We start from the raw sequence: 20278 nt of genomic DNA, 5'->3' as shown, positions 1-20278 counted from the left end.
GACCTTATTCTTACTCATTGACCAAGTTTAGAACATCATAATGAACTGTAGATGAAAATGACCTTCCACAATATCTTACAATTTTGCAACTTTCAAAAGCATGCGAACCACTTTTATGTGCCTACAAACGCCGCACTATGTATCGTACGTCAGATTTTGTCCAGATACGCCACAATGACTTTATGAATATGGCACTCGGGTGGTTGATATGGAGTGAACTGGGTTGCTCTGGCTTGTTGGATTGCTTCTGCCAAATTCTCCACATTTTTGCACCATAACAGGTAATTGTGAGCCGCAAAAACGCGCAGCAGATGCTCTTGATGCTGATCGTAAGTAGTTGGATTGACCACGCAGATCAGTTTCTTGCCTCGTTCCAGTGCTTCGACAATCGTTCCTAGCCCCCCATGCGCGACAATGAGGTCAGCGTGCTCATAATAGCTCTCCAGAGACGGAGCAAAGGCAAAGAAACGGCCATGTTGGGGCTTATACTTCCCCAAGCCAATTTGCATGACCACTTCTTCGCCCAGGTGGGGAATCAGTTCATCCATCTTTTTTATCAGCAAATCAAAATCGGTCGAACCAACCGTGACAAAGATCACCGCATCGCTCTCCAGCAGACGGGAAATTCATCATCAGCCATGCTGAGCCACTATCCTGGTCAGCACAATCGCCCAGCATAAATCGCTTTTGGATACTTGCGCTGCAACTCGGGCCACTGTACAAAGAAGAGGTCCGCCCATTGGTACAGAATGCGCCCACTGGTGGATAACTCGAACACGCGCGAGCCAGTCTCGATATAAATCACTTTCACGCCCAGCAATTTCGCCAGTAGAGAGGCTGGCACAGCAGGGCCAGGACCAGTGCTCATGATAGCCCGCGGGCGCGCGCGTATGAGCGCCAACAAAGCCTGCATGGCAGATAGCAATGTGCGGCCAAATACCTCGAGCAAGGTGTTCTTCTTCCAACGCGGACGCATCACCCGATAAACCGCACCCGGCACTTTGATCTTCTGCACCGATAATTCATCGTCTGCAGCGACCAGATAACAGTACTCATACCTGGCCCCCAACAAATCCACAAGCCGAATCATTTCTGCTGTATGACCACCCGAACCTAGCACAATCATCAACTTCATAGAGTCTTCCTACTCACAGGAAGCAGATTTCATATAGACACCAGCAATACCTGTACCAAGCACGCGGAAAGGTCCGGCCTGAATGGCACGGCTGTATAACAACCCCAAGATATAGGACAATCTAGAGAAAGCTAAGTACTCATATGTCTGATCAACCACCAATAATCGTTTACAACAAAATCCCATCTTACGAAGACACTGCTCCAACGCGGCTGGCGTATTACAACGATAATGAGTAGGGAACACCTCCGTCTCCGTAGCTCCAACGAGGGCTTTTTTCACCCTTTGATGGAGACGATGCGGCGTGAATCTGGATAGCGCAATCACTGGGGCAAAAAGCGATGAGGTCTTGAAAACCAGCGCGCCGCCGACCCTCAGAATCCGTCTGAATTCGGCAAAGACCTGCTGTGGCTGAGACAAGTGTTCGATGACATTATAACAGACAATTAGGTCAAAAGTATCATCCGCAAAAGGAGCATGGTTCAAATCAGAAAGCACAAAAGGCATATCAGGCAGTTTGGTCGGTACACAAATATCTGTACCCACCAGCAATCGTAATTGCGTTCGATAGGGCTGCAGGAGCCACGTACCGCCACTGCATCCAGCATCCAGCACCACGCTATCCTTTACAAGGTTTTGCAGCAATACCTGTATCGGTTCAAAAGTCCGTTCATACAGGCGAGGGAAATATCTTCGCTGCAGGCTCAACTTTGCTTCAGCATCAAGCATGCTTTACCTCCAAAGCTCTGCGTAAACCTGCAGCAGGCTATCCACAGTGGCGTTCAGCCCCAAATGTTGAATCGCATGCCGGCCATTGGTGCGCTGATCCCTCTCTAATGCCAATCTGAGCTTCTGCGCCATATCGGCGGGGTTGCGCTCGCAGATGTAACAACCCTCCGTTTCGTTGATCACTTGAGCCACATCGCCCACATCTACAGAGACAATGGGCAAATTACAGGCCATCGCTTCTTTGATCACTACTGGTGAGCCTTCGTAATCGGATGCCAATGCCAACACATCACAGGCATTCATGTACAACGGCATGTGCTCATGTGGCTGACCCGTAGCGATGACCAATTCAACGCTCTCATCATGGCTACGCAGCATCTCTACCGCTTCTTGGATGATATCCAAGCGCTTTTCTGGACGCACAATGCCGGCAAAGAGCACGAGCTTCTTTCCCAATGGCAGACCCAAGCGTTGCCTGGCCTCTTCTTTTGGCATAGGGACAAAAAGTTGCAAATCTACTCCACAGGGGATCACGTACGCATCCTTGCGTCCTAACTCAGCCTTATGTTGTAGCGACGTAACGGTAACCGCATCAGCTAGCGGTGCCAGTATTTTACACAACAAGCCCACCCAGCCAACCATCTCGGCGGCTCCATGGAAACTTACTAGCAAAGGACACGTACACTGCAGACGAGCGATGATTCCTGAGAATACATAATGTGCATGAATCAGATCATAGCGATGCTCACGCAGGCAACGACGAAAACGTCGCAACCCTTCTAGGTAGCTCCATTTACGTCTTTTGCCGCCTACGACCAGAACATCCACGCTCAAACCCCGTGCGCGCAATCCCTCGACCTGTTCTTGCACGAATGTGCCAAAGTCGGGATTTTGCTCATCGGGATACATATTCGTGACGACAAGCACGCGCCGCCCAACTATTGTCTGATTTCCCTGAGTTTCCATGATTCTCACGCGTTAGACCAAGTTACGTTTTTCAGGCTATACCGCTTTCCGATATAGTAACAGCCTCGCTCGGCTTCTGCATCAGGTTCTTTTGCTTTAAGGGTGCTGGTCAACAGCCATTGAATTCATATATGGCTTGCACGATACATTCCTGATCCGCTTCGGTCAGATCATTGTAGAACGGCAAACGCAGCAAGCGGTCGCTGACATCCTCGGTTACCGGGCAATCCCCTTTCTGGCCACCAAAGCGCTGCCCCATCTCCGAGAGGTGCAATGGCAAGTAGTGGAAAACGCTGAGGATGCCTCGGGCCTTTAAATGTTCTATTAACGCCTGGCGTTGTTCCAACGAGGGCATGAGCAAGTAAAACAGGTGATAAGGCTGCTCGCAATGCGCTGGCACAACAGGCAACCGCACTCCATGATCCTCTGCCCAACTCTGCAGATGGGTATTGTAATATTGCCACACCCTCTTGCGCCTAGCCTGAATTTCCCCTCGTGCTTCGAGCTGGGCATATAAAAATGCAGCAAGGATATCCGAGGGCAAATAACTGGAACCCACATCCACCCAGGTGTACTTATCCACCTGACCACGGAAGAAACGGCTGCGATTGGTCCCTTTTTCTCGGATAATCTCAGCTCGTTCGATATAGCGCGGTTCATTAATCAGCAAGGCACCGCCTTCGCCGCAGGTGAAATTCTTGGTTTCATGGAAACTCAATGTAGCCAAGCAGCCAAAAGTGCCCAGATATTTGCCCTTATACCTTCCAAACAGACCGTGGGCGTTATCCTCAACCACAGCAAGGCCATGACGTGCGGCGACCTGCATAATGGCATCCATTTCGCAGCCTACTCCAGCGTAATGAACTGGCGCGATGGCCCTAGTTCGAGGCGTGATGAGGCGCTCTAACTGCGTTTCATCCAAGTTGAGGGTATCAGGACGAATATCCACAAACACTGGGCGCGCTCCACGCAGAACAAAGGCGTTAACGGTGGAAACGAAGGTGAATGACGGAACAATCACCTCGTCCCCAGGCTGAATATCCAGCAACAGCGCAGCCATATCCAGAGCGTGGGTACAGGAAGTAGTCAATAGTACCTTGGGCACTGATAACACTTGCTCGAGCAAAGCCTGGCATCTCTTGGTGTATGCCCCGTCACCAGAGATATGGCCTTGTTGAATAGCTGTAGCAATGTAGCGGAGCTCATTGCCCATTAGACTTGCCCGATTAAAAGGTATGCGGTAATCAGTCATTTTGACTTTCCTCAGGTAGTTCTATGAACCAACGATGATACCAAAGCTCTACAGAGCGCGTCAGGAATCCACATCTTTGGTATAGCCGCTGTGCCTTGCAATTCCTCCCCTGTGTGACAACGCTCACCTTCTTTACACCTTGCGCAGCGAACCACTGCAGAGCAGCCAAAATCAACAGACGAGCTATGCCCTGACCCTGCCAAGCAATGTGGACACCCACTAGACCAATCCGCCCTTCAGCACCATTTAGGTGGCATGAAACATAACCTACTACGTCCTCTTGGCTGTCGGCGACCCAAACCGCATCAGCATATCCACGACAACTCCGCTCAATCCAGGTCTCGTAAAGAGCATCACAAAGCGCTACTGGAAAATGTGTGTCATAGTAGAAACGAGTGTACCGATAACTTGTGCGGGCAATAGCACGCAGAGCAGGAATGTCCTCTAGATTGCTCAGGCGAACGATCACCGCTGTTTCCTCTAGCTCCTTGACTGGCTCTGTCAAATCTCTCTCCAGGGTAACACGGATGTCGACTAGGCGAAAACCATGATCTTCGGCCAACCTCACCGTAGTAACATCATTGGAATCTGCTAGAAAATACAGACAATCTATGGCATGGTTCTTGCACCATGCCATGATCCAAGCTATGCTCTCGGTGGTCAATCGCCTCACTATGACCTGGGCGATACGATGGTGGAAAAAATTGGAATCCCAATCCAGATACTGACAGATATTGTTGGCGTCCATATAGCCTCTATGGATTCGTTTGGCTGCGGATAGTATAAGCTGGTCTATTCATAGTCCGAAAATACATTCGCGCCAGATACTCACCTATAACTCCTAAAGCGAAAAGCTGCACACCAGAGAAGATGGCAATGACCGAAGCCAGGAAGGAGAAGCCAGGCACCACGCCTCCCTGGATCAGGTATCGGCCAACTACATAAATCAACACTGCCACACCAAAGAGAGTAAAGGCGAAACCACTCATACTGGCAACTTGCAGCGGCATGGTACTGAACCCCGTCATCATATTGACAGCATGGGTAACCAGCTTGCCAAAGGTATAATTAGATACTCCCAGTGGACTTGGATCATGACGCACGGTAATGGCTGTAAAACTCCTGGTACCCCAAGTCAACAATACATCGATAGATACAAAGGGACCCTGATAATCGGCAAAAGCTCTTCTCAATTCAGCGCGAAAAGCGCGGAATGCACTGACCTTGCGCGCTATTTCAGCACCCATCATGTTTTGCATAGCTAGCTTGGTCACTTGTGAGGCGATATTGCGCCAAAAGCCGTGTTGCTCCTGATGTGGCGTGCCATAGACTACATCGTACCCTTCAGCCAACCTGGTCAGCAACTGGGGGATTTCTTCTGGAGGGTGTTGCAGGTCATCATCCATGGTCACTATAATGTCATAGCGGGCAGCTCGAATGCCACACAACAGCGCATTGTGCTGTCCATAGTTGCGCGTCAGAGCAATGCCTTGCACCCAATCATATTCCGATGCAAGCTGGCAGATAACCTGCCAACTGTTGTCATAGCTACCGTCATCTACTAGAATCACCTCAAACTGCGTACATACTGTGGGCAGTACATTAGCTAGCCTCTCTAACAGGGCGGGCAAAGTCGACGCTCCGTTATAAACAGGGATGATTACGGAACATTGCCACATATTTGCCCTCCTTCATATTCTCTATTCCAGGCCTGAGGTGCTAAAGCCTATGCACCCGTGGCCATTACCTCCATTGTCCCGGGTTCCTCAAAAACAAGCCGTTGATGAAGGTACGATATTCAGCAAAATAGGTCTCCAGAACTTCACGGTCAATACTATTGCTAATTTCTTGCCATGTTCTATGCGTGCTTTCCTGCTTGTGCAGTTTGTAGAGCTGAGCCAGCCGTTGATAAGAAGCACGCTGAGCCAATAGGAAATCCAATGGCTTCTCATCCTTCGAACGAGTCCGCGCTATCTCCGGCGATACATCAAGCCAATAAGCTAACCGTGGACGCGGGCTTAATAGACATAGTACCCTAGCAGTCCAGCGTTTCGCGATCGCAGGGTCATCGAAATATGCTGCCCAATCGGCCAGCGTGTCGTAGAAATAACGATCACAGATCACCACCCATCCAAATACCAAAGGCAAGGTAACATGCCGTATATAACGGAGCAGCAGCTCAACCGTAGTAAGCCAAGCCCATCCCCACCTCAGCCAGGGAGACTGAAACTGCCTCTGCCTAATGCGTACCTTAGATTCTGGTACTGGGAATTCCCCTTCGAGCATCGCTTGCGACCGGCGTTTTGCCCATCTCGTGAAAAAGCGCAGCCACGAAGCAGAGCCTCCACGATTCCAGACATAGTAAACTCGAATATGGCAGGTGTCAAAAGCTGATTGCAGCGCCCTAGCCTGAGTGGTCTTGCCACAGCCATCTATGCCACTGAACGTGACCAGCATAGCCTTTTGGCTGCGGATGCGCAAGCGTAACTTGATACCATAGCCAGTATGCAACGCTACATCCTTGAACTTGCGCGCCGCGCTGCGCGTGGGATCGCGCAGCAGTTTGGCATAGAAAAAGCTTTTGCTGAACAAGAAGGGAATACGCAATGGCACATGCACGCGTCCCACTTGTTTGTCTTGCTGCCCGCTGCATAGAGCCCTTATGGCTTGCTCACTCAGATAATGCTGTAAAAACCATTGCGCCCAGGCTGGGATCCCGTGCCATGCTTTTTGCAATATCGGCAAAGGTACAAGGGATTCGCCATACAATACCCACTCTTGGTAAGCAAAAAACAATAAGGCAACATTTAATCCATCGCGCCAGCCACGCCAAGTAGCCACACGATACACTTCAGTCCAGTCCACGCCCTGCCGCAGACAATGCGCAAACTTGAGCATATCCAACAAGGTCACGCGCTTATCCTCATAAAAGCAATGAGCAAGAGTGATCAATAGAGCATCCTCGGCAGCCGGAACTGTAACCAAAGGGTCATCCGGAGCAGTACTACAACGTTGCCAAAGCGTCTCCTCATCCAGAAAAGATACCATCCAGCCCACATGTTCATGCAGATGAATGGCAGAGACGGAGCGCCCCGCATGGAACTTGCGGAAAAGGTATTTGTGAGGTTCCTCTACATTCTTCAACTCTACATAGCCCATCTTGATCAGCGTTGCTCTCACCTTCTCGGTATCCTGCGGCTTGTAGAGCAAGTCAAGGTTATCACTCTTGTAGGGAAAAGACGGCGCTAGACCCACGGATTTAATCGCCACATCATTAATGCCCAGAGAGTCTAGCTCCTTCTTCACCAAGCGGTACTCTGCCCTCAGCCCGGCTAGCTCTGCAGCCTCTGCATGACGGGCCGCTTGGAAAAGTGGTTCCTTGACCAAAATTGCCCTGTCACCTTGCTCCGACACGGCTAATAAGGGTACCTTGTTCTTGCGCAAGACCTTCAGAACGGTTTCCACGTCACACGCTGCCCAGGGTATCTCTTGTTGGGGAATCCGCAGCGGGTCAGCTAGATATGCTGCACAAATTTCCTCACTGACCCGCGAGTCGGATGTTCCTTTCGGTGCCAATGAATGAGTCATCAATCAACCACCTTGTGTCCTTGAAGCAGCCTCACTAAAGTCTGGGCAGCAGCCGCCCATGTATAGGACTCAACTAACGTCCTTGTCGCAGTTGGCATGGCTAATACCGCTTCAATCGTATCAACGATTGCTGTCTCCCCACTCCAGTAAAGCAATCCACGTCCCTCTGCGAAGAAATCTGGCAAACCCCCAAAGGGTGTAGTAATGACTGGCAAATTGCAGGACATGGCTTCCAGCACGGAGAGCGGCAACTCAATCGCCGCTGTATCTTCCTTCGCCAGGAAAAGATACACATCGGCTAGGCGATAGATATCTTCTATGCTGGCGACATACGTATCAATAACTGTACCTCCCGCGCTGCGCAAAGCTTCCTTTAGAGACTCATCCTGTTTGGTGCTGGTGCTGGTTACTACTACCGTGTGATAACAACCTGTCATCTGTAACGCCAGAAAACATGCTAGATTGCGTTTGTTCTTCAAATGCCCCACATGGGCCACCACCGTAGCGGCATCAGGAACGCCATACTTGCGGCGGAGCATTGCCTTCTCCGCAGTCGAAGCCGGGCGAAAACGCTGTGTATCCACTGCTGGTGGCAGAAGAGCAGTGCGACATCCCAGTGCATTCATCGCCCTGACTGTCCGCGTAGATTGTGCTAGCACCCAATCGGGAGCTAAATGAGCAATAAGCCATTTTCCCCATGCTGTATGAGGACGCGGCTGCAAGGTAATGAGACTGGTAGGCACTCCGTGCCCATAAAAACGAAGCACCTTGGCTCGGACAAAACTGAACACGGTTCCACAGGCTGTTGGCACATAGATAATCGCCTGTGGTTGAAAACGGCGGACGATAGCACCTAACCTGACATCAAGCAGAAGCCGGTTCACATTGACGTTGTACACTTTACAGTCAGCATCATTGCGCCCGCCGCTAGTGAGAAGCAATACAGTATGTTCAGTGGACAGCGCCCGACTCAAGCTCACGGCCACATTCTTGATACCCTCGTCATAGGGCCGTCGCAGCCGCTCAGAAAACAAGCATATTCTCATGTGCTGCCATCAAAAGGAGGCAGGGTTTGCCCGGCCACAAAATAGTAGAGTTCACGATATTTACATGCTACTTCCTGAAGACGGAAACGTGCTGTCGCCTTTCGCCGTGCCAGATCGCCCATGTAGTGGCGCAAAGCAGCGTCGGTGAGCAGCATGGCCAAACGCTGAGCCATTTTCATAAAATCCCCAGCCTCAACTAAGAATCCAGTCTCCCCATCGTCTACTAAGTCGGGAATGCCACCTACTTTAGTAGCCACAACTGGTTTGCCCGCCGCCATAGCCTCAATAATAGCCATCGGGGCGTTTTCCTGCAGCGAGGGCAGCGCCAAAACCGCACATTCCGCGTACTCTTGAAGTAAAGACCTCATGTCAAGCATGCCCGAAAAAGTCACCACTGCTGCAAGGTTGTGCTCCAGGATATAATCTTTCAGCCTCTGCTCATATCTTGGACTAGTCGTACGGCCAGCCAGGTGTACACTTAATGGAAGAGCAGGTTGCTCGTGACGCATCACGGCCACCGCCTGCAGCAGCGTGAGCAAATCTTTCACCTCGGTAATGCTGCCCACGAACAAGATGCGTCCGGATACCTCCCGCCCTTCCACGGCAAAGAAGTCATCAGACAAAGGATTATCTATACGATGCCACTGTGCCCGTGTTCTGTCTTTGTACTCATCCATTACATAAGGGCTGATCGCAACGAGATGCTGCACCCCTTGCACAGCTCGTCGGGCATAATATAACTCCACAGCAAACCGCATCCGATCAAAAAGATGTTCCCTATAAATGGCGGCTTCACGATGAGTCACACCATGAATGGTATAGATCGTCGGATAACCTGACCGCAGCGCAGCGACGGCATAGTGTGGCGCATGAGCATTGACCACGTCTGGCTGTAAGCGACACAAGGCTTTGGCTACACGTCTAACGGCCATGATGGTATTAGGCACTATCCGTCGCTTGGACATCGCCATATAATGCACCGTCAGATTCCCATCGATCTCTACCCGGTTTTCCGGCACCTCTGAGTGGCAATGAAGGACATGAATATCCAAATCAGGAAAGCGGCGCAGCCCTTGTGCCAGGTGATAAGCCACGCTACGTACCCCACCTGGGATGCGCATGAGATCCACAGGATAGGGCGTAACCAGGGCCACCCTCATGGCTCACTCCATATGTCATATAACTTAATCACTGGCCCGGCAATACCTACGTCGGGCTCAAATACTTTGACCAAACGGCATTCCTCTTCCAATGAAGAATAGAGTCTATAAGAGGATGGCCACTTCCTCTTGCCTTCCTCAGTGAGATATTGATGGTATTTCAAACTGCTCACTACAGCGTACTGAAAACCCTGCGCCCGCAACTCATCGAGAGAGAACACTCGCCCTTCGAAAAAACCCCATACAGGATAGAACTCGATATCGGCCGCGTACTCATCGCTTTTCCACCACTCATGCTGAATATATACAATGTCGTAGGTAGGACCGGTATACCTGTCCAGTGCAGCCAGTTGATAGCGAGCGTATTGCCCATAGGCTACTTGAGTGCTGTCAGAGCGGTGCTCTATATCCTTTGCATTAGCTCGTTCGCCCAGATAACGGACGAGGCTTTCGCGGTTCTGGCGCAATTGCGGCACAGTCCAGAGTACATCCGAGAGGATCTTGGCGCCTGAGGGAATATTGGCCTCAATCCAATCCCGTGCTATGCTGCGGGTATCAGGCCAGGAAAGCCGCTGACTGGTCTGATAAGCACGGGATGCTATTGGCCAGACAAGAATTGCTAACAGAATCAAAGAGACTGGCCACCATTGTTGCCGTGTGGCCATCACCTTGTGCCACAATCTGTCAAGAGCCAATGCAGCTAGAATACTTAGTACAGGCAGAGGTGTGATAATCCAATTGAGCTGATACCGGCCTTGGAAGATAAGCACAATGAGATAAGGTAGGACAAAAGAGGTCAATAGTATGTCTGCAGAACGCCGACGATACAGCGCATACACTAAACCAACCAAGGCAGCGATCATCAGTGGCAGACCTAACCCCTCAATCGTGAGAGCTGTGGCATAATAGGATAGCATCTCAGTGAATTTCAGACCATAGCCCACTTGTATACCTAGTGCAAAAAGAACCACATCTGTCCAAAAAGCCCGAAAATCCAGCACAGTGAAAGGTGAGATTACCAGAAAGGCAATAACGCTCATCAGGCTTCCCCATACTGCATGACCTAAAAGGCGTTTCATTGACCAATGGTTCTGCCTGGCTACCCAAACTACTGCCGCGATCAACGAACAGGCCAGCGACCAAGCAACATAGTACTTCATCACAATTGCCAAGCCAGTTGCTATCCCAGCGAGAGTCAACCGCCGCAAAGTAGGCTCCTCAGTAAAAAGCCATAATGCATATAGCGCTACAAGAACCAAGAAGGAGGTAGGCACATCGCACAGGCCATAATGCGCTTGAAGAACAAGCGCTGGTGAGAGAGCAACGAACAGTGCAGCAATTGGTACCTTTCCTCCATAAGCCCGTACTGAGAGAACATAAGCCATTAGTATAGAAGCTACACCAAAGAAAGCACTGGTCAGGCGAGCTAACAAGTAGAAAGGCGTAGGGTTATTAAAAAATAGAATGGCGAAATCTGATGGGTTGTGAAAACGCCCAGTCAGCAACCCTAACAGGAAATATACTCCATAGAGCGCAGTCAGTATATAGCTTAAGAAGGGCGAGTATGAATAAGAGTACGGGCGCAAAATGCCTGCTCCGAAAGCTAGCGCTTGACGAATGACAAGCCCTTCATCAGGATGATAAAGGCCTGGCAAGCCAAAATCCGCTCCCCATACCCGCAAAGCCAACCCAATCAACAAAACAAGGCTTAGCCAAAGCCAATCTCGTCGCAAATCCCTGCGCCTCATTACGAGCCTATCCCTAGCCAAAATTAGCCTCCTGCTTTTTCGCAAGAATCAACACAACCTCCCTCAGAGGAGGCTAGGTTCCAAAAAGGAGAAAGCGCATGTACCTCAGGAGGTCCTTGCGCAAAGCAACGTTGACCAAACAGCCACTATTACACGAGCGACATACACTTTCCATCATAGCCTTCCGCAGGGCTGCCGCCCTAGCGCTGTAATATAGTTCAGTACAAGAACCATCTACTAGACAGTTTCCTAGGTTGTCTGCAGTCTCACAAAAACGAATATTGCCATAGGCATCCAGGACGAGCGAATCTACGAGGAAGACACAGGGGCTCTGTCTCGCCCGCCCATCCCTGTAGAGGTGGAGCATATCAGACCAGTAGTAGGCCATTGTGTTGGTAAGTGATTTTTCCGCTGCCAATTTCTCCATCAACGCATACAATACTGGACGATCTCTATCATCGAAATCTAGAATCGTACGCTGAGCCAGATTGTCCACATAAGAGTCATGAAAACCAACGAGTTGGAAACCAATAGGAAGGTTGCGTTCCTTGCACCAATCAGCGAAAGCATCCAGTTGATGCAGATTCAAGTGGCAGATAACACAGCCAACGCCCAAATAAAAGTCGTATTGCTCTTGTAGTTTGCGCAGACCGTCAATTGTCTCTACAGTTTTTGCAAAAGCTCCAGGAATATGACGCATGGTATCGTGTGTTTCCGCCAGGCCATCCAAGGATACGGATATGCTCATGCGAACTCCCCGTGCTGTACAACGCTTAGCGATATCCTCACAGGTGGATACTATGCGTTCTGGCCATAGCCCATTAGTAACCAGAGATAGCAAGCGCACAGAAGGCATGCGTCTAAAGCAGACCTCGATGAGATCAGGCAAATCGGTTCTTAAGGTCGGTTCTCCGCCGGAAATCAACAAGCGCTCAACGCTTTTGAACAGTGGATCGGCTAAAATCTGGTCGAATTGCTCTACGCTCAATTCGGGCCTTTTCTCCGCATTCCAAATGTTGCACATCACGCAACGCGAATTGCAGCGGTAAGTAACATCTATTCCCAACTGGCGTAGAGGCAGTGTACGAAAATGACGCAGGATATTGTATTCATAAAAACCGCGTAGCACAGCCGGCCAATTAGCAGTCAGCAACTTCTTGAAAGTGCCCATCAGCGTCCACTACCTAATTATCTCATAATAGACAGCCCTTGTGGCATTAGCCACTACGGTCGGATGGAAGCGTGCCTGAGCCAACTCACGCCCCTTACGCCCCATGCGCGTTCTCAGAGCAGAGTCAGAAAGTAGCCTGGTTAAAGCTTGCGTCCATCTCCCGATATCCCCGTGCTCTACCAATAACCCGCTTTGCTCATCTTCCACCATGCTCTGCATGCCATAGCCTCGTGTAGCGACAACTGGCCGACCTGCAGCCATCGCCTCAGCTACTACTACTGGAGCAGTGTCCTGCTGTGAAGGCAACGCAAAAACCGTGCATCGCGCAAACTCCTGTACCATCTGTTCGACTGTCAAGGAACCTAAAAAACTTACTGCTTTCTCCAGATCCTGCTGGGCAATGAACTCGCGGCAGATCTTCAAATACGCCGGAGCGCTTTCGGTTTCACCAGCCACGCGCAAACAGACCTGCGGGTGAGTTTTCCGTACTTCCGCTAGCACTTGCAGCAAATTCAAGAGCCCTTTTTGGGGAATCACCCGGCCTGCATATAGTATGGTCGCTTCCTCTCCTTGGCAATTCACCGTGAAGAATCTCTCATCTACTGGATTTTCGATCCGGTACAAGCGTCCGTGAAACACTCCCATGCGCATTAGCTTTTGTTCTACATAAGGATTGATGCAAATCAGATTTTTCGCCCTAGCTATAGAGTACCACTCGCAAAAGCGGTCGATGAAGCCCCTTAGATGAGTAGACAAAACAATGCCATGCATAGTAATCACATGAGCATAAGGGGAGTGAACAGCAGCCATAGCGTAAATGCCTGTGCCTTGTGCATGCACGACATCGGGCGCTATCTGCGCAACGGTACGCTGAATATGCAATGCATCTCGCATGTGAAAGGTGAGCCGTCCCAGACGCCTCCGCCTCAAGATGTGCAATGGCAAATGAGAGCCCGTAGCGCACTGCTGTTCTTCAACGCCAGGTTGACAAGTCACCACATGCAACTCCAAATCATCAAAGTCTGCTAGACTACGCGAGAGCGGTACCATGACAGATTCAATCCCACCTACAATGCGTTGTTCATCGAGGGGATACTGACCTAGTATAGCAACGCGCATACTCGCTAAGGCCTTTCTCGCTGTTTTTCTGGCGATGAGCTAAGATGATTCACATAACCTAAGATCATCCCGGTGATACAAAAGAAGACAAGACTAGTAAAAGTACTTATGTAGATGTCAATAAACATTGCCGATACGGTGTAGGCAGCAATAACTGCCCAACCAGATAGTAATAATGCTCGGTCTATCGTACCCTTGCAGGCACGACGCAGCGCGCTTACTATTTCGAGAAACATGGAAACAAAGAGCATCACGTAGGGAATAAAAGAGACGAGTCCCATGGTCGTTAGAACGAGCAAATAAGTATTATGCGGAGTGGGGGGAACAACGGCAATGCTAGACCAGTAACCACCATACTTGATATAGTACTGGGAAAAATTGTCAAATCCCACTCCGAAAAGCAAGTGATCACGAACCATTTTCTGGCCCATTTCTAACATGCGCATTCGCGACCGAATCGAGGTTTCGCCAAACAGCCGCTCGGAAACTACTGCGCTCTTGCTAATTGGTTGCCAGAGCACTAGTACCAAAACAGCAACCATTAGAATGATGGGTAACAGAATCTGCCGATACCTACGTTCAAAGAACATGAGAATAAGTACTGCAACAACCAATGCTAGCCACCCACCGCGATTGTAACAGAAGAAATTGCCAAGCGCCGCCAGAATGGACAAGATACCGTAAAATGCTCTGGAAGATGGAAGAGATGCCCGTATAAACTTGTAGAAAGTCATTGGGAAAATCATCGCCAGCACGGTGGCTATGTAAGCAGGATTGCCAAGAAGGCTAACGATCTTGCGTAGGTGCTGTGTATAGACTGTCTGCCTGCCTATTACATAGAAGAGCGGCTGACCAGTGATGTGTTCATAGAAGACCATAAAGCATAGATAGATGTCAATCACAGCCAAGGCCGCGATAAGCTTGTCCAACGCAATCCCGTCTTCATAAAGATTCTTGGCCAAGATAAAAACCAGAAAAGGAATAACCAACCTGTCGAAAAAGAACTGCATAGTTGCAGAGATGCCCTGCCACGACGCAGGCAAGGAAGGCACTGCCATGATGCAGAACATCAACATGAAGATTTCTACACCTTTGGGAGGACACAACTTCTTTTTCCCAACGGCCATCTTCGCAACCCAAATAAGGAACAAAAAGGCGATCGCTAGCCGACTCAAGCTAAGATCAGGAACTCCCTTGGGCATTTTGATGTTGAGATACCAGAAATTCTGGTATGGTTCCAGAACAATCCACAACAGCAGCCCGTTGAGCAGGTCAATCAGGATAACCAGGATAACCGCGATCACTCCGACTATGCCTACCAGACGCACAGCATTAGTCCAGCTTGGCGAGCAGACTAAACTGCCCAAAAAGAACCCACCAGCTCCGGTCAAGGCTACCAACAGCGTCCCTATGAGCACATGCTTTGCAGCCCGAATTCCTTTCAACGCGTGTTCTTTGTTCATCAACGCTATCCTACTAACACCTCACGATAGACGGCCTGCACACCATCAACGTATTGCTGCAAACTGAACCTTTCACGCACTTTGGCTTGACCCCTCTGGCCCATGGCCTTGGCCAGATCGCGCTGGGTCAAGAGGTAGGTAATAGCGCGGGCTAGAGCAGCAGGATCCCTTGGTGGAACGACAAGACCTTGAACTCCATCTTCGATGATCTCCCGCACTGCACCACCATCTGTGGCCACAACAGGTTTTCCAGCAGCCATGGCTTCGATGAGCACTCGTCCAAAAGGTTCAGGAGAGGTGGATGCCAAAACAACTACATCTAGCGCAGACATAACCAGTGGCACATCCACACGAAACCCACTGAAAATGGTATGGTCCTTCAGGCCCAGTTCATCACACAGTGCTAAGAGCGTATCGCGATACTGTGGCTTATGAGGAGGAGGATCACCAACAATAACACCTTTAGCATTCGGCACAACTTCCCTAACTTGTGCCATGGCTTCTAGAAAAATCTGATGCCCCTTCCAGCTATCTAAGCGCCCTACGATCCCTACCGCCAGATCATCCTGAGCGATGCCGAGGCTCTGGCGACCTTTTGCCGCATCCAGTGCACTGGCGAAAACCGCCACATCAAGACCATTATACACAACACGACCTTTTGAGAAAGGCACTCCTGATTCTACGTAATGTTTCTGCACCGCCTCTGAGATATAGATAAATCTAGTGACCATTTTAGCAAGCCGCTTTTCGAACCAATCCCACTGTTCAAAATCCCGAACATGACACACACAGGGCCGACCTACCAATCTGGCCGCCATTATACCCTCGCGGTCATGACTCATCAGGCTATTCGTGTGCACTAAGTCAACTTCTTTCTCGCTCATAATGCGTTGCAGTGCTCGAGCGCGAGGCCAAAGCCGGCGTACGAACAGAATTCCAAAACCCAAACCATGATATAGGCTTGAGCCCCAGGTGCTCTTTCGTAACCACTGCGCAAACTTCGATTGGCGCACCCCGCTAACCCACTCAGGGCGATGATCTGGCATGTTGTACACATCCCAGACTACTACTTCAGCTCCTAGCGCACGAAACCTGTCCACATATTTATGCGGCGCATAAGTAACAACAACAGGTTCGTAACGCGTCCGGTCCAGACCTTTGAGCAGTTCGTGCAGGCTGACAACAGAGCCTCCAACGTCTGGTGCTGCATCCAGATAAAGCACTCGGTGTTTACGCATTATTGATACCTATACTCATTTGGACTGCCTGCAACAACTGCATCCACCCTTTACAACGGTGATTGGCAAGCAAGTAGTGACAAAAACAACACCAGTAGACTGAGAAAGGCGGCCATACTGCATCAATGAGGTCTACCCGACCGATCTCAAACCAGCGTGCAGGCTGCATCGCATTTTCAATGTCACCTGTCTAGACGCTTTCTTGTTTCACTGACGCACGCAAGGTAGAAATGAACTCCAGGATGAAGGCCAGTATCACCCCAGCGAGGATACTCACTATGCTTCCCACAGCCAACATCTTGGGAGTACGCGATGGCGCCGGGCGATCGGGCATTCGCGCAGGCTCGATAATCTGGATAAAGCTGACATTGTTGGCCTGGCTTTGTTTGAGCCTTGCTTCGTTCTCCTTGTCAGCTAGAAAGTTGTAGTTTGATTGGATACGGGTTACATTTCGCAATAGACTATCATATTCCGTTGTGAACTTTAGCAACTGCTCCAGCTCGGTCTCCAACTGGGCGATAAGACGGTCATACTCTGCCTCACGCGCGAGAATGCTGGCCACAGCAACATCTTGGTTAAATGCCAAAGTCGCGTAATCTATCGTGGTTTTCTTTGGATCGGCTTGAGCTGCCTCCGCTTTGTATTTATCCGCTATAGCCTGAGCCGCCTCGCGCTCTGCGACGAGTTTAGCACGTTCCAGGCGCAAGCTACGCAACTGATCCTGGATAGCAAGAATCTCCCTTGGTAACGAATCCATATTGTGAGCCAGCTTGAACTCAAGAAGAGCATTTTGGGCTGTTGCAAGCGCTTTCTCCTCGTCCGATAACTGTTGCTGGATAAACTGCAGGGCAACAGTAGCAGACTTGGCACGTATTTGCGCATAATACTTGAACGCATTTTCCACATGCGTTGTAGCAATCGCTTCAACCAACATCGGGTTGTCAGCTTCAAAGGTTACGTGCAGAAATTCCTCTTCTCCAGTCACAGTCAATCCTTTCAAAAGTTCCGCAGCAGAAATACCCAGATTGAGATCGGCAATAGTCTGCCAAGCAACATAGGGACTGTGCAAAGCCGCGTCAAATTGAACCTGAACTGCGATAATTTCATCGCGGCTACTTACAGACTGGGTAGCCGAAAACAGCGAAACTTGCTGTGGTTCTGGCGCGATCACTTGCAGCTTCACATAGGCCTGATACACCGGCTTCGCTTTCACTGCATTGAACAGAATAACGGAGTTCGTTACAACAAAAATCAAGGTGATCAACCACCATCGCTTCCCAATAATCCTCAAATAGGTCAAAATCTCAGCAGCCATCATGCCTCCCTTCAAAACATCTCTGCGTCATCGAAGCTGTCGCTCCTGCAGCCGAGCCTCAATAGCGTCCGAAAGTTCGTTCACGCGCTTCTCCCAGGTATGTTGAGCTGCAATGCGCCGTCGCTCCATCCGCAACGCCGGACTATCCTCTTTAAGCGCTGAGTTCATGCTCGTGATGAACTCAGTATCACTTCTTGCAATCTTCACGAATTGAGAAAATCTCTGCGCAGCGGGCACATCCGTTGCAACAACTGGCTTAGCGCACGCCAGGTACTCATACAGCTTCAAAGAGTCAATATTTTTAGTCCATTCATTAATACGATAAGGTAACAAGCACACATCACAGGCAGCAATATAATAAGGAACCTCTTCCACCTTCTTCCGATCCAAGAAGTGTACATTGGGCAATGCCTGCAACACGTTCAAGGCCCAAAGGCTTTCCTCATCTTTGATCGCAATCGGTCCCACCAAAACCAATGACCAATCAAGGCAATTTTGTGCTATTCGAGCTAGCAAACTTAGATCGATCTTTTCATTGATTGCTCCGATGTAGCCAGCAATGGGTCTGGATATACTAGCCATATCGAATGGTATGCGTGTGGGACCCTCCAATACGGAAGCGAAAGCCTCATAATCTGCAGCATTAGAAACCAGAAAAATCCTTTCATTCAACTGTCGCTTACGTTCGAGAAGCGTTGGTGAAGTGACAAACACCAAATCCACTCTGCACGCCAACTGTTGCTCCATCCGCTCCATGACCGGGCGCCAGCTCGCACTGATTCCACTATATCCTGCGTATTCATCTACAATGTGATAGATTACCAGCTTCTCGTTAAAACGTCCGATGAAAACCTCCATATCCGGCATAAACAACCACAGAATGGGTTGCTGAACATGCAAGCGCCTTAGCGTTCGCTGCAGAAGAGCCATGTAGAGAGTCTCCGTAATCGCGTTCAGTGGAAACCGCCCAGCACGCGGCGCCCACAGTGGGGGCTGATACACATAGAGATTCTGCTGCACTTGTTTCAGACATGGCCCTCTCATATCCCTGAGAGCGAGTTCACCGCTCCGCAGGCGACGTAGCACCGGCCTTAACTCGGGCCATGGCTCGATATACAAAACCCTATTGGCGCGAGCTAACCTGGTCATGATTTGATGACGATTGCGCCAAATATCATCCCAAGGCCCTGGCGCAAAACACAAAATATCATGCCCCTCAATCATTACGCACTACTCTCGGGCAACCCAGACCCCATTGTACATACGAACGAAATAGGGAACCAAGGCACGCCATTCATGCTCCCTTGCCCAGGCCAAAGCGCGCTCTCCTGTCTTTTTCATGTCCGCTAGGCGAGCCTGCTGCAATGCATGCAGGAGCCCATCCGCTTTCATCGGATCGTAGAGAATCCCTCGCTCACGAGAAACCAACTCCAGGAACCCTCCAAGAGCTGGGGCTATAACAGGCTTGCCAAAGGAAAAGGCTAGGATGGCTGCTCCTGATGTCGTCACGTCACGGTATGGTAATACACAGACATCACTAGCATTCATGAAATACTGTACATCAGAATCTGGTACATATTCAAACCAGGCGTGAACCTTAGCCTGTCCTTGTATGAGCCGTGTCAACGTCTCCGCATATGCTGCATCATGCACATGGCCAGCCACCACTAATTGGCAAACGCCATCGCGCAATTGGCTAAATGCAGTAATCAAGTCCTCCACGCCCTTATAAGGTCGAATCAACCCCAGAAAAAGGTATACAAATGCTTCTTGATCCAATCCCAGCCGCGCTCTAGCTTCCTCTCTTGTGCACTGATTAGGATAGGCACCAATGTAGCTCCCATGTGGCACCACGTAGGTCTTCTTGCCACTTTTTTCTCGCCATCTCATCACATGTGGATAAGCACGTGCTACATCCAATCTAGCCTGCTCGTCGTGCACATGCAAAGCATCAGCCATGGCGAAGAGGATCGGATTAGCGATACGGCCAAGAAAGGGCATGCGTTGTTCATGGGGATTCAAATTGTGCACAGTATAGACAATTTTGCACCCATTATTTTTGGCTTCAAAAAGCCCCCACAAAACAGCAGCCAACAAGCGGATGCTACGGACGGAACTGGTTGAAGTATACAATAATTCCAGCCAATGCAAATGTAGCACAGCCGGCTTTTCTCGCCAAGAGCGTACCAGACGCGGGGAAAGTCCATCCGCCACTGAGCAAGAAATCCCCACCTCACGCAAAGCCCCTTGCAGAAGCCTTACGTACGGATTCATGCGCACTTTAGAGATCTGAACCACGTGGTAGTTTGGGACCACCCCTCTTGCACGCTCCTGCAGGCTGTCCTGAC

Annotated in this window: 18 protein-coding genes; all 18 read right to left on the bottom strand. The window is 50.0% G+C overall.

Features of this window, described 5'->3' with window-relative positions; translation table 11 throughout:
• Positions 1 to 149: 149 nt before the first annotated feature.
• Positions 150 to 599 carry a hypothetical protein gene (locus H5T67_02265; GenBank protein MBC7244145.1) on the bottom strand — a complete coding sequence of 150 codons (450 nt, stop codon included), beginning with the start codon at positions 597 to 599 and terminating at the stop codon, positions 150 to 152.
• Between the two features lie 59 nt (positions 600 to 658).
• The gene (locus tag H5T67_02260; protein ID MBC7244144.1) at positions 659 to 1135 is read right to left on the bottom strand and encodes a hypothetical protein; all 477 of its coding nucleotides are present in this window, start codon (positions 1133 to 1135) and stop codon (positions 659 to 661) included.
• Between the two features lie 9 nt (positions 1136 to 1144).
• Positions 1145 to 1864 (bottom strand): class I SAM-dependent methyltransferase, encoded by a 720-nt coding sequence (locus tag H5T67_02255; protein ID MBC7244143.1) that lies wholly within the window; start codon positions 1862 to 1864, stop codon positions 1145 to 1147.
• Positions 1865 to 1867: 3 nt separating this feature from the next.
• Positions 1868 to 2830 (bottom strand): glycosyltransferase, encoded by a 963-nt coding sequence (locus H5T67_02250; GenBank protein ID MBC7244142.1) that lies wholly within the window; start codon positions 2828 to 2830, stop codon positions 1868 to 1870.
• A gap of 109 nt (positions 2831 to 2939) precedes the next feature.
• Positions 2940 to 4082 carry a dTDP-4-amino-4,6-dideoxygalactose transaminase gene (gene rffA, locus H5T67_02245; protein MBC7244141.1) on the bottom strand — a complete coding sequence of 381 codons (1143 nt, stop codon included), beginning with the start codon at positions 4080 to 4082 and terminating at the stop codon, positions 2940 to 2942.
• On the bottom strand, positions 4075 to 4830 hold the full coding sequence (locus H5T67_02240; protein MBC7244140.1) for a GNAT family N-acetyltransferase: 756 nt from the start codon (positions 4828 to 4830) through the stop codon (positions 4075 to 4077). The genes rffA and H5T67_02240 overlap by 8 nt, the downstream gene beginning before the upstream one ends.
• Positions 4831 to 4837: 7 nt before the next feature.
• Positions 4838 to 5761 carry a glycosyltransferase family 2 protein gene (locus H5T67_02235; protein MBC7244139.1) on the bottom strand — a complete coding sequence of 308 codons (924 nt, stop codon included), beginning with the start codon at positions 5759 to 5761 and terminating at the stop codon, positions 4838 to 4840.
• 64 nt (positions 5762 to 5825) lie between these two features.
• On the bottom strand, positions 5826 to 7670 hold the full coding sequence (locus H5T67_02230; GenBank protein MBC7244138.1) for a nucleotidyltransferase family protein: 1845 nt from the start codon (positions 7668 to 7670) through the stop codon (positions 5826 to 5828).
• Entirely contained in the window at positions 7670 to 8704 is a 1035-nt protein-coding gene (locus H5T67_02225; GenBank protein MBC7244137.1) for a glycosyltransferase family 4 protein, read from the bottom strand. The genes H5T67_02230 and H5T67_02225 overlap by 1 nt, the downstream gene beginning before the upstream one ends.
• A gap of 8 nt (positions 8705 to 8712) precedes the next feature.
• Complete coding sequence (locus tag H5T67_02220) at positions 8713 to 9876, bottom strand: glycosyltransferase family 4 protein (protein MBC7244136.1); 1164 nt, start codon at positions 9874 to 9876, stop codon at positions 8713 to 8715.
• The gene (locus tag H5T67_02215) at positions 9873 to 11645 is read right to left on the bottom strand and encodes a glycosyltransferase family 39 protein (protein ID MBC7244135.1); all 1773 of its coding nucleotides are present in this window, start codon (positions 11643 to 11645) and stop codon (positions 9873 to 9875) included. Before H5T67_02215 ends, H5T67_02220 begins: the two co-directional genes overlap by 4 nt.
• 52 nt (positions 11646 to 11697) lie before the next feature.
• Complete coding sequence (locus tag H5T67_02210) at positions 11698 to 12795, bottom strand: radical SAM protein (GenBank protein MBC7244134.1); 1098 nt, start codon at positions 12793 to 12795, stop codon at positions 11698 to 11700.
• 9 nt (positions 12796 to 12804) lie between these two features.
• Entirely contained in the window at positions 12805 to 13914 is a 1110-nt protein-coding gene (locus H5T67_02205; GenBank protein ID MBC7244133.1) for a glycosyltransferase family 4 protein, read from the bottom strand.
• Between the two features lie 5 nt (positions 13915 to 13919).
• A complete protein-coding gene (locus H5T67_02200; GenBank protein ID MBC7244132.1) occupies positions 13920 to 15377 on the bottom strand; it encodes an O-antigen ligase family protein in 1458 nt (485 codons plus the stop codon).
• Between the two features lie 5 nt (positions 15378 to 15382).
• Positions 15383 to 16615: a glycosyltransferase family 4 protein gene (locus tag H5T67_02195; protein MBC7244131.1), complete on the bottom strand. Its 1233-nt coding sequence runs from the start codon at positions 16613 to 16615 to the stop codon at positions 15383 to 15385.
• A gap of 190 nt (positions 16616 to 16805) precedes the next feature.
• Complete coding sequence (locus H5T67_02190) at positions 16806 to 17930, bottom strand: hypothetical protein (protein MBC7244130.1); 1125 nt, start codon at positions 17928 to 17930, stop codon at positions 16806 to 16808.
• A gap of 27 nt (positions 17931 to 17957) precedes the next feature.
• Entirely contained in the window at positions 17958 to 19154 is a 1197-nt protein-coding gene (locus H5T67_02185; GenBank protein ID MBC7244129.1) for a glycosyltransferase, read from the bottom strand.
• Between the two features lie 6 nt (positions 19155 to 19160).
• On the bottom strand, positions 19161 to 20246 hold the full coding sequence (locus H5T67_02180) for a glycosyltransferase (protein MBC7244128.1): 1086 nt from the start codon (positions 20244 to 20246) through the stop codon (positions 19161 to 19163).
• Positions 20247 to 20278: the final 32 nt, after the last annotated feature.

It is taken from the genome of Chloroflexota bacterium (assembly GCA_014360905.1).
Lineage (GTDB): Bacteria > Chloroflexota > Anaerolineae > UBA2200 > UBA2200 > JACIWX01.
This window is presented reverse-complemented; position numbering and strand designations above follow the sequence as displayed.

Coding starts and splice junctions, on each gene's coding strand:
- H5T67_02260 (MBC7244144.1), bottom strand. CDS start 1,135: ATGAAGTTGATGATTGTGCTAGGTTCGGGTGGTCATACAGCAGAAATG.
- H5T67_02255 (MBC7244143.1), bottom strand. CDS start 1,864: ATGCTTGATGCTGAAGCAAAGTTGAGCCTGCAGCGAAGATATTTCCCT.
- H5T67_02250 (MBC7244142.1), bottom strand. CDS start 2,830: ATGGAAACTCAGGGAAATCAGACAATAGTTGGGCGGCGCGTGCTTGTC.
- rffA (MBC7244141.1), bottom strand. CDS start 4,082: ATGACTGATTACCGCATACCTTTTAATCGGGCAAGTCTAATGGGCAAT.
- H5T67_02240 (MBC7244140.1), bottom strand. CDS start 4,830: ATGGACGCCAACAATATCTGTCAGTATCTGGATTGGGATTCCAATTTT.
- H5T67_02235 (MBC7244139.1), bottom strand. CDS start 5,761: ATGTGGCAATGTTCCGTAATCATCCCTGTTTATAACGGAGCGTCGACT.
- H5T67_02230 (MBC7244138.1), bottom strand. CDS start 7,670: ATGACTCATTCATTGGCACCGAAAGGAACATCCGACTCGCGGGTCAGT.
- H5T67_02220 (MBC7244136.1), bottom strand. CDS start 9,876: ATGAGGGTGGCCCTGGTTACGCCCTATCCTGTGGATCTCATGCGCATC.
- H5T67_02210 (MBC7244134.1), bottom strand. CDS start 12,795: ATGGGCACTTTCAAGAAGTTGCTGACTGCTAATTGGCCGGCTGTGCTA.
- H5T67_02205 (MBC7244133.1), bottom strand. CDS start 13,914: ATGCGCGTTGCTATACTAGGTCAGTATCCCCTCGATGAACAACGCATT.
- H5T67_02200 (MBC7244132.1), bottom strand. CDS start 15,377: ATGAACAAAGAACACGCGTTGAAAGGAATTCGGGCTGCAAAGCATGTG.
- H5T67_02195 (MBC7244131.1), bottom strand. CDS start 16,615: ATGCGTAAACACCGAGTGCTTTATCTGGATGCAGCACCAGACGTTGGA.
- H5T67_02190 (MBC7244130.1), bottom strand. CDS start 17,930: ATGGCTGCTGAGATTTTGACCTATTTGAGGATTATTGGGAAGCGATGG.
- H5T67_02185 (MBC7244129.1), bottom strand. CDS start 19,154: ATGATTGAGGGGCATGATATTTTGTGTTTTGCGCCAGGGCCTTGGGAT.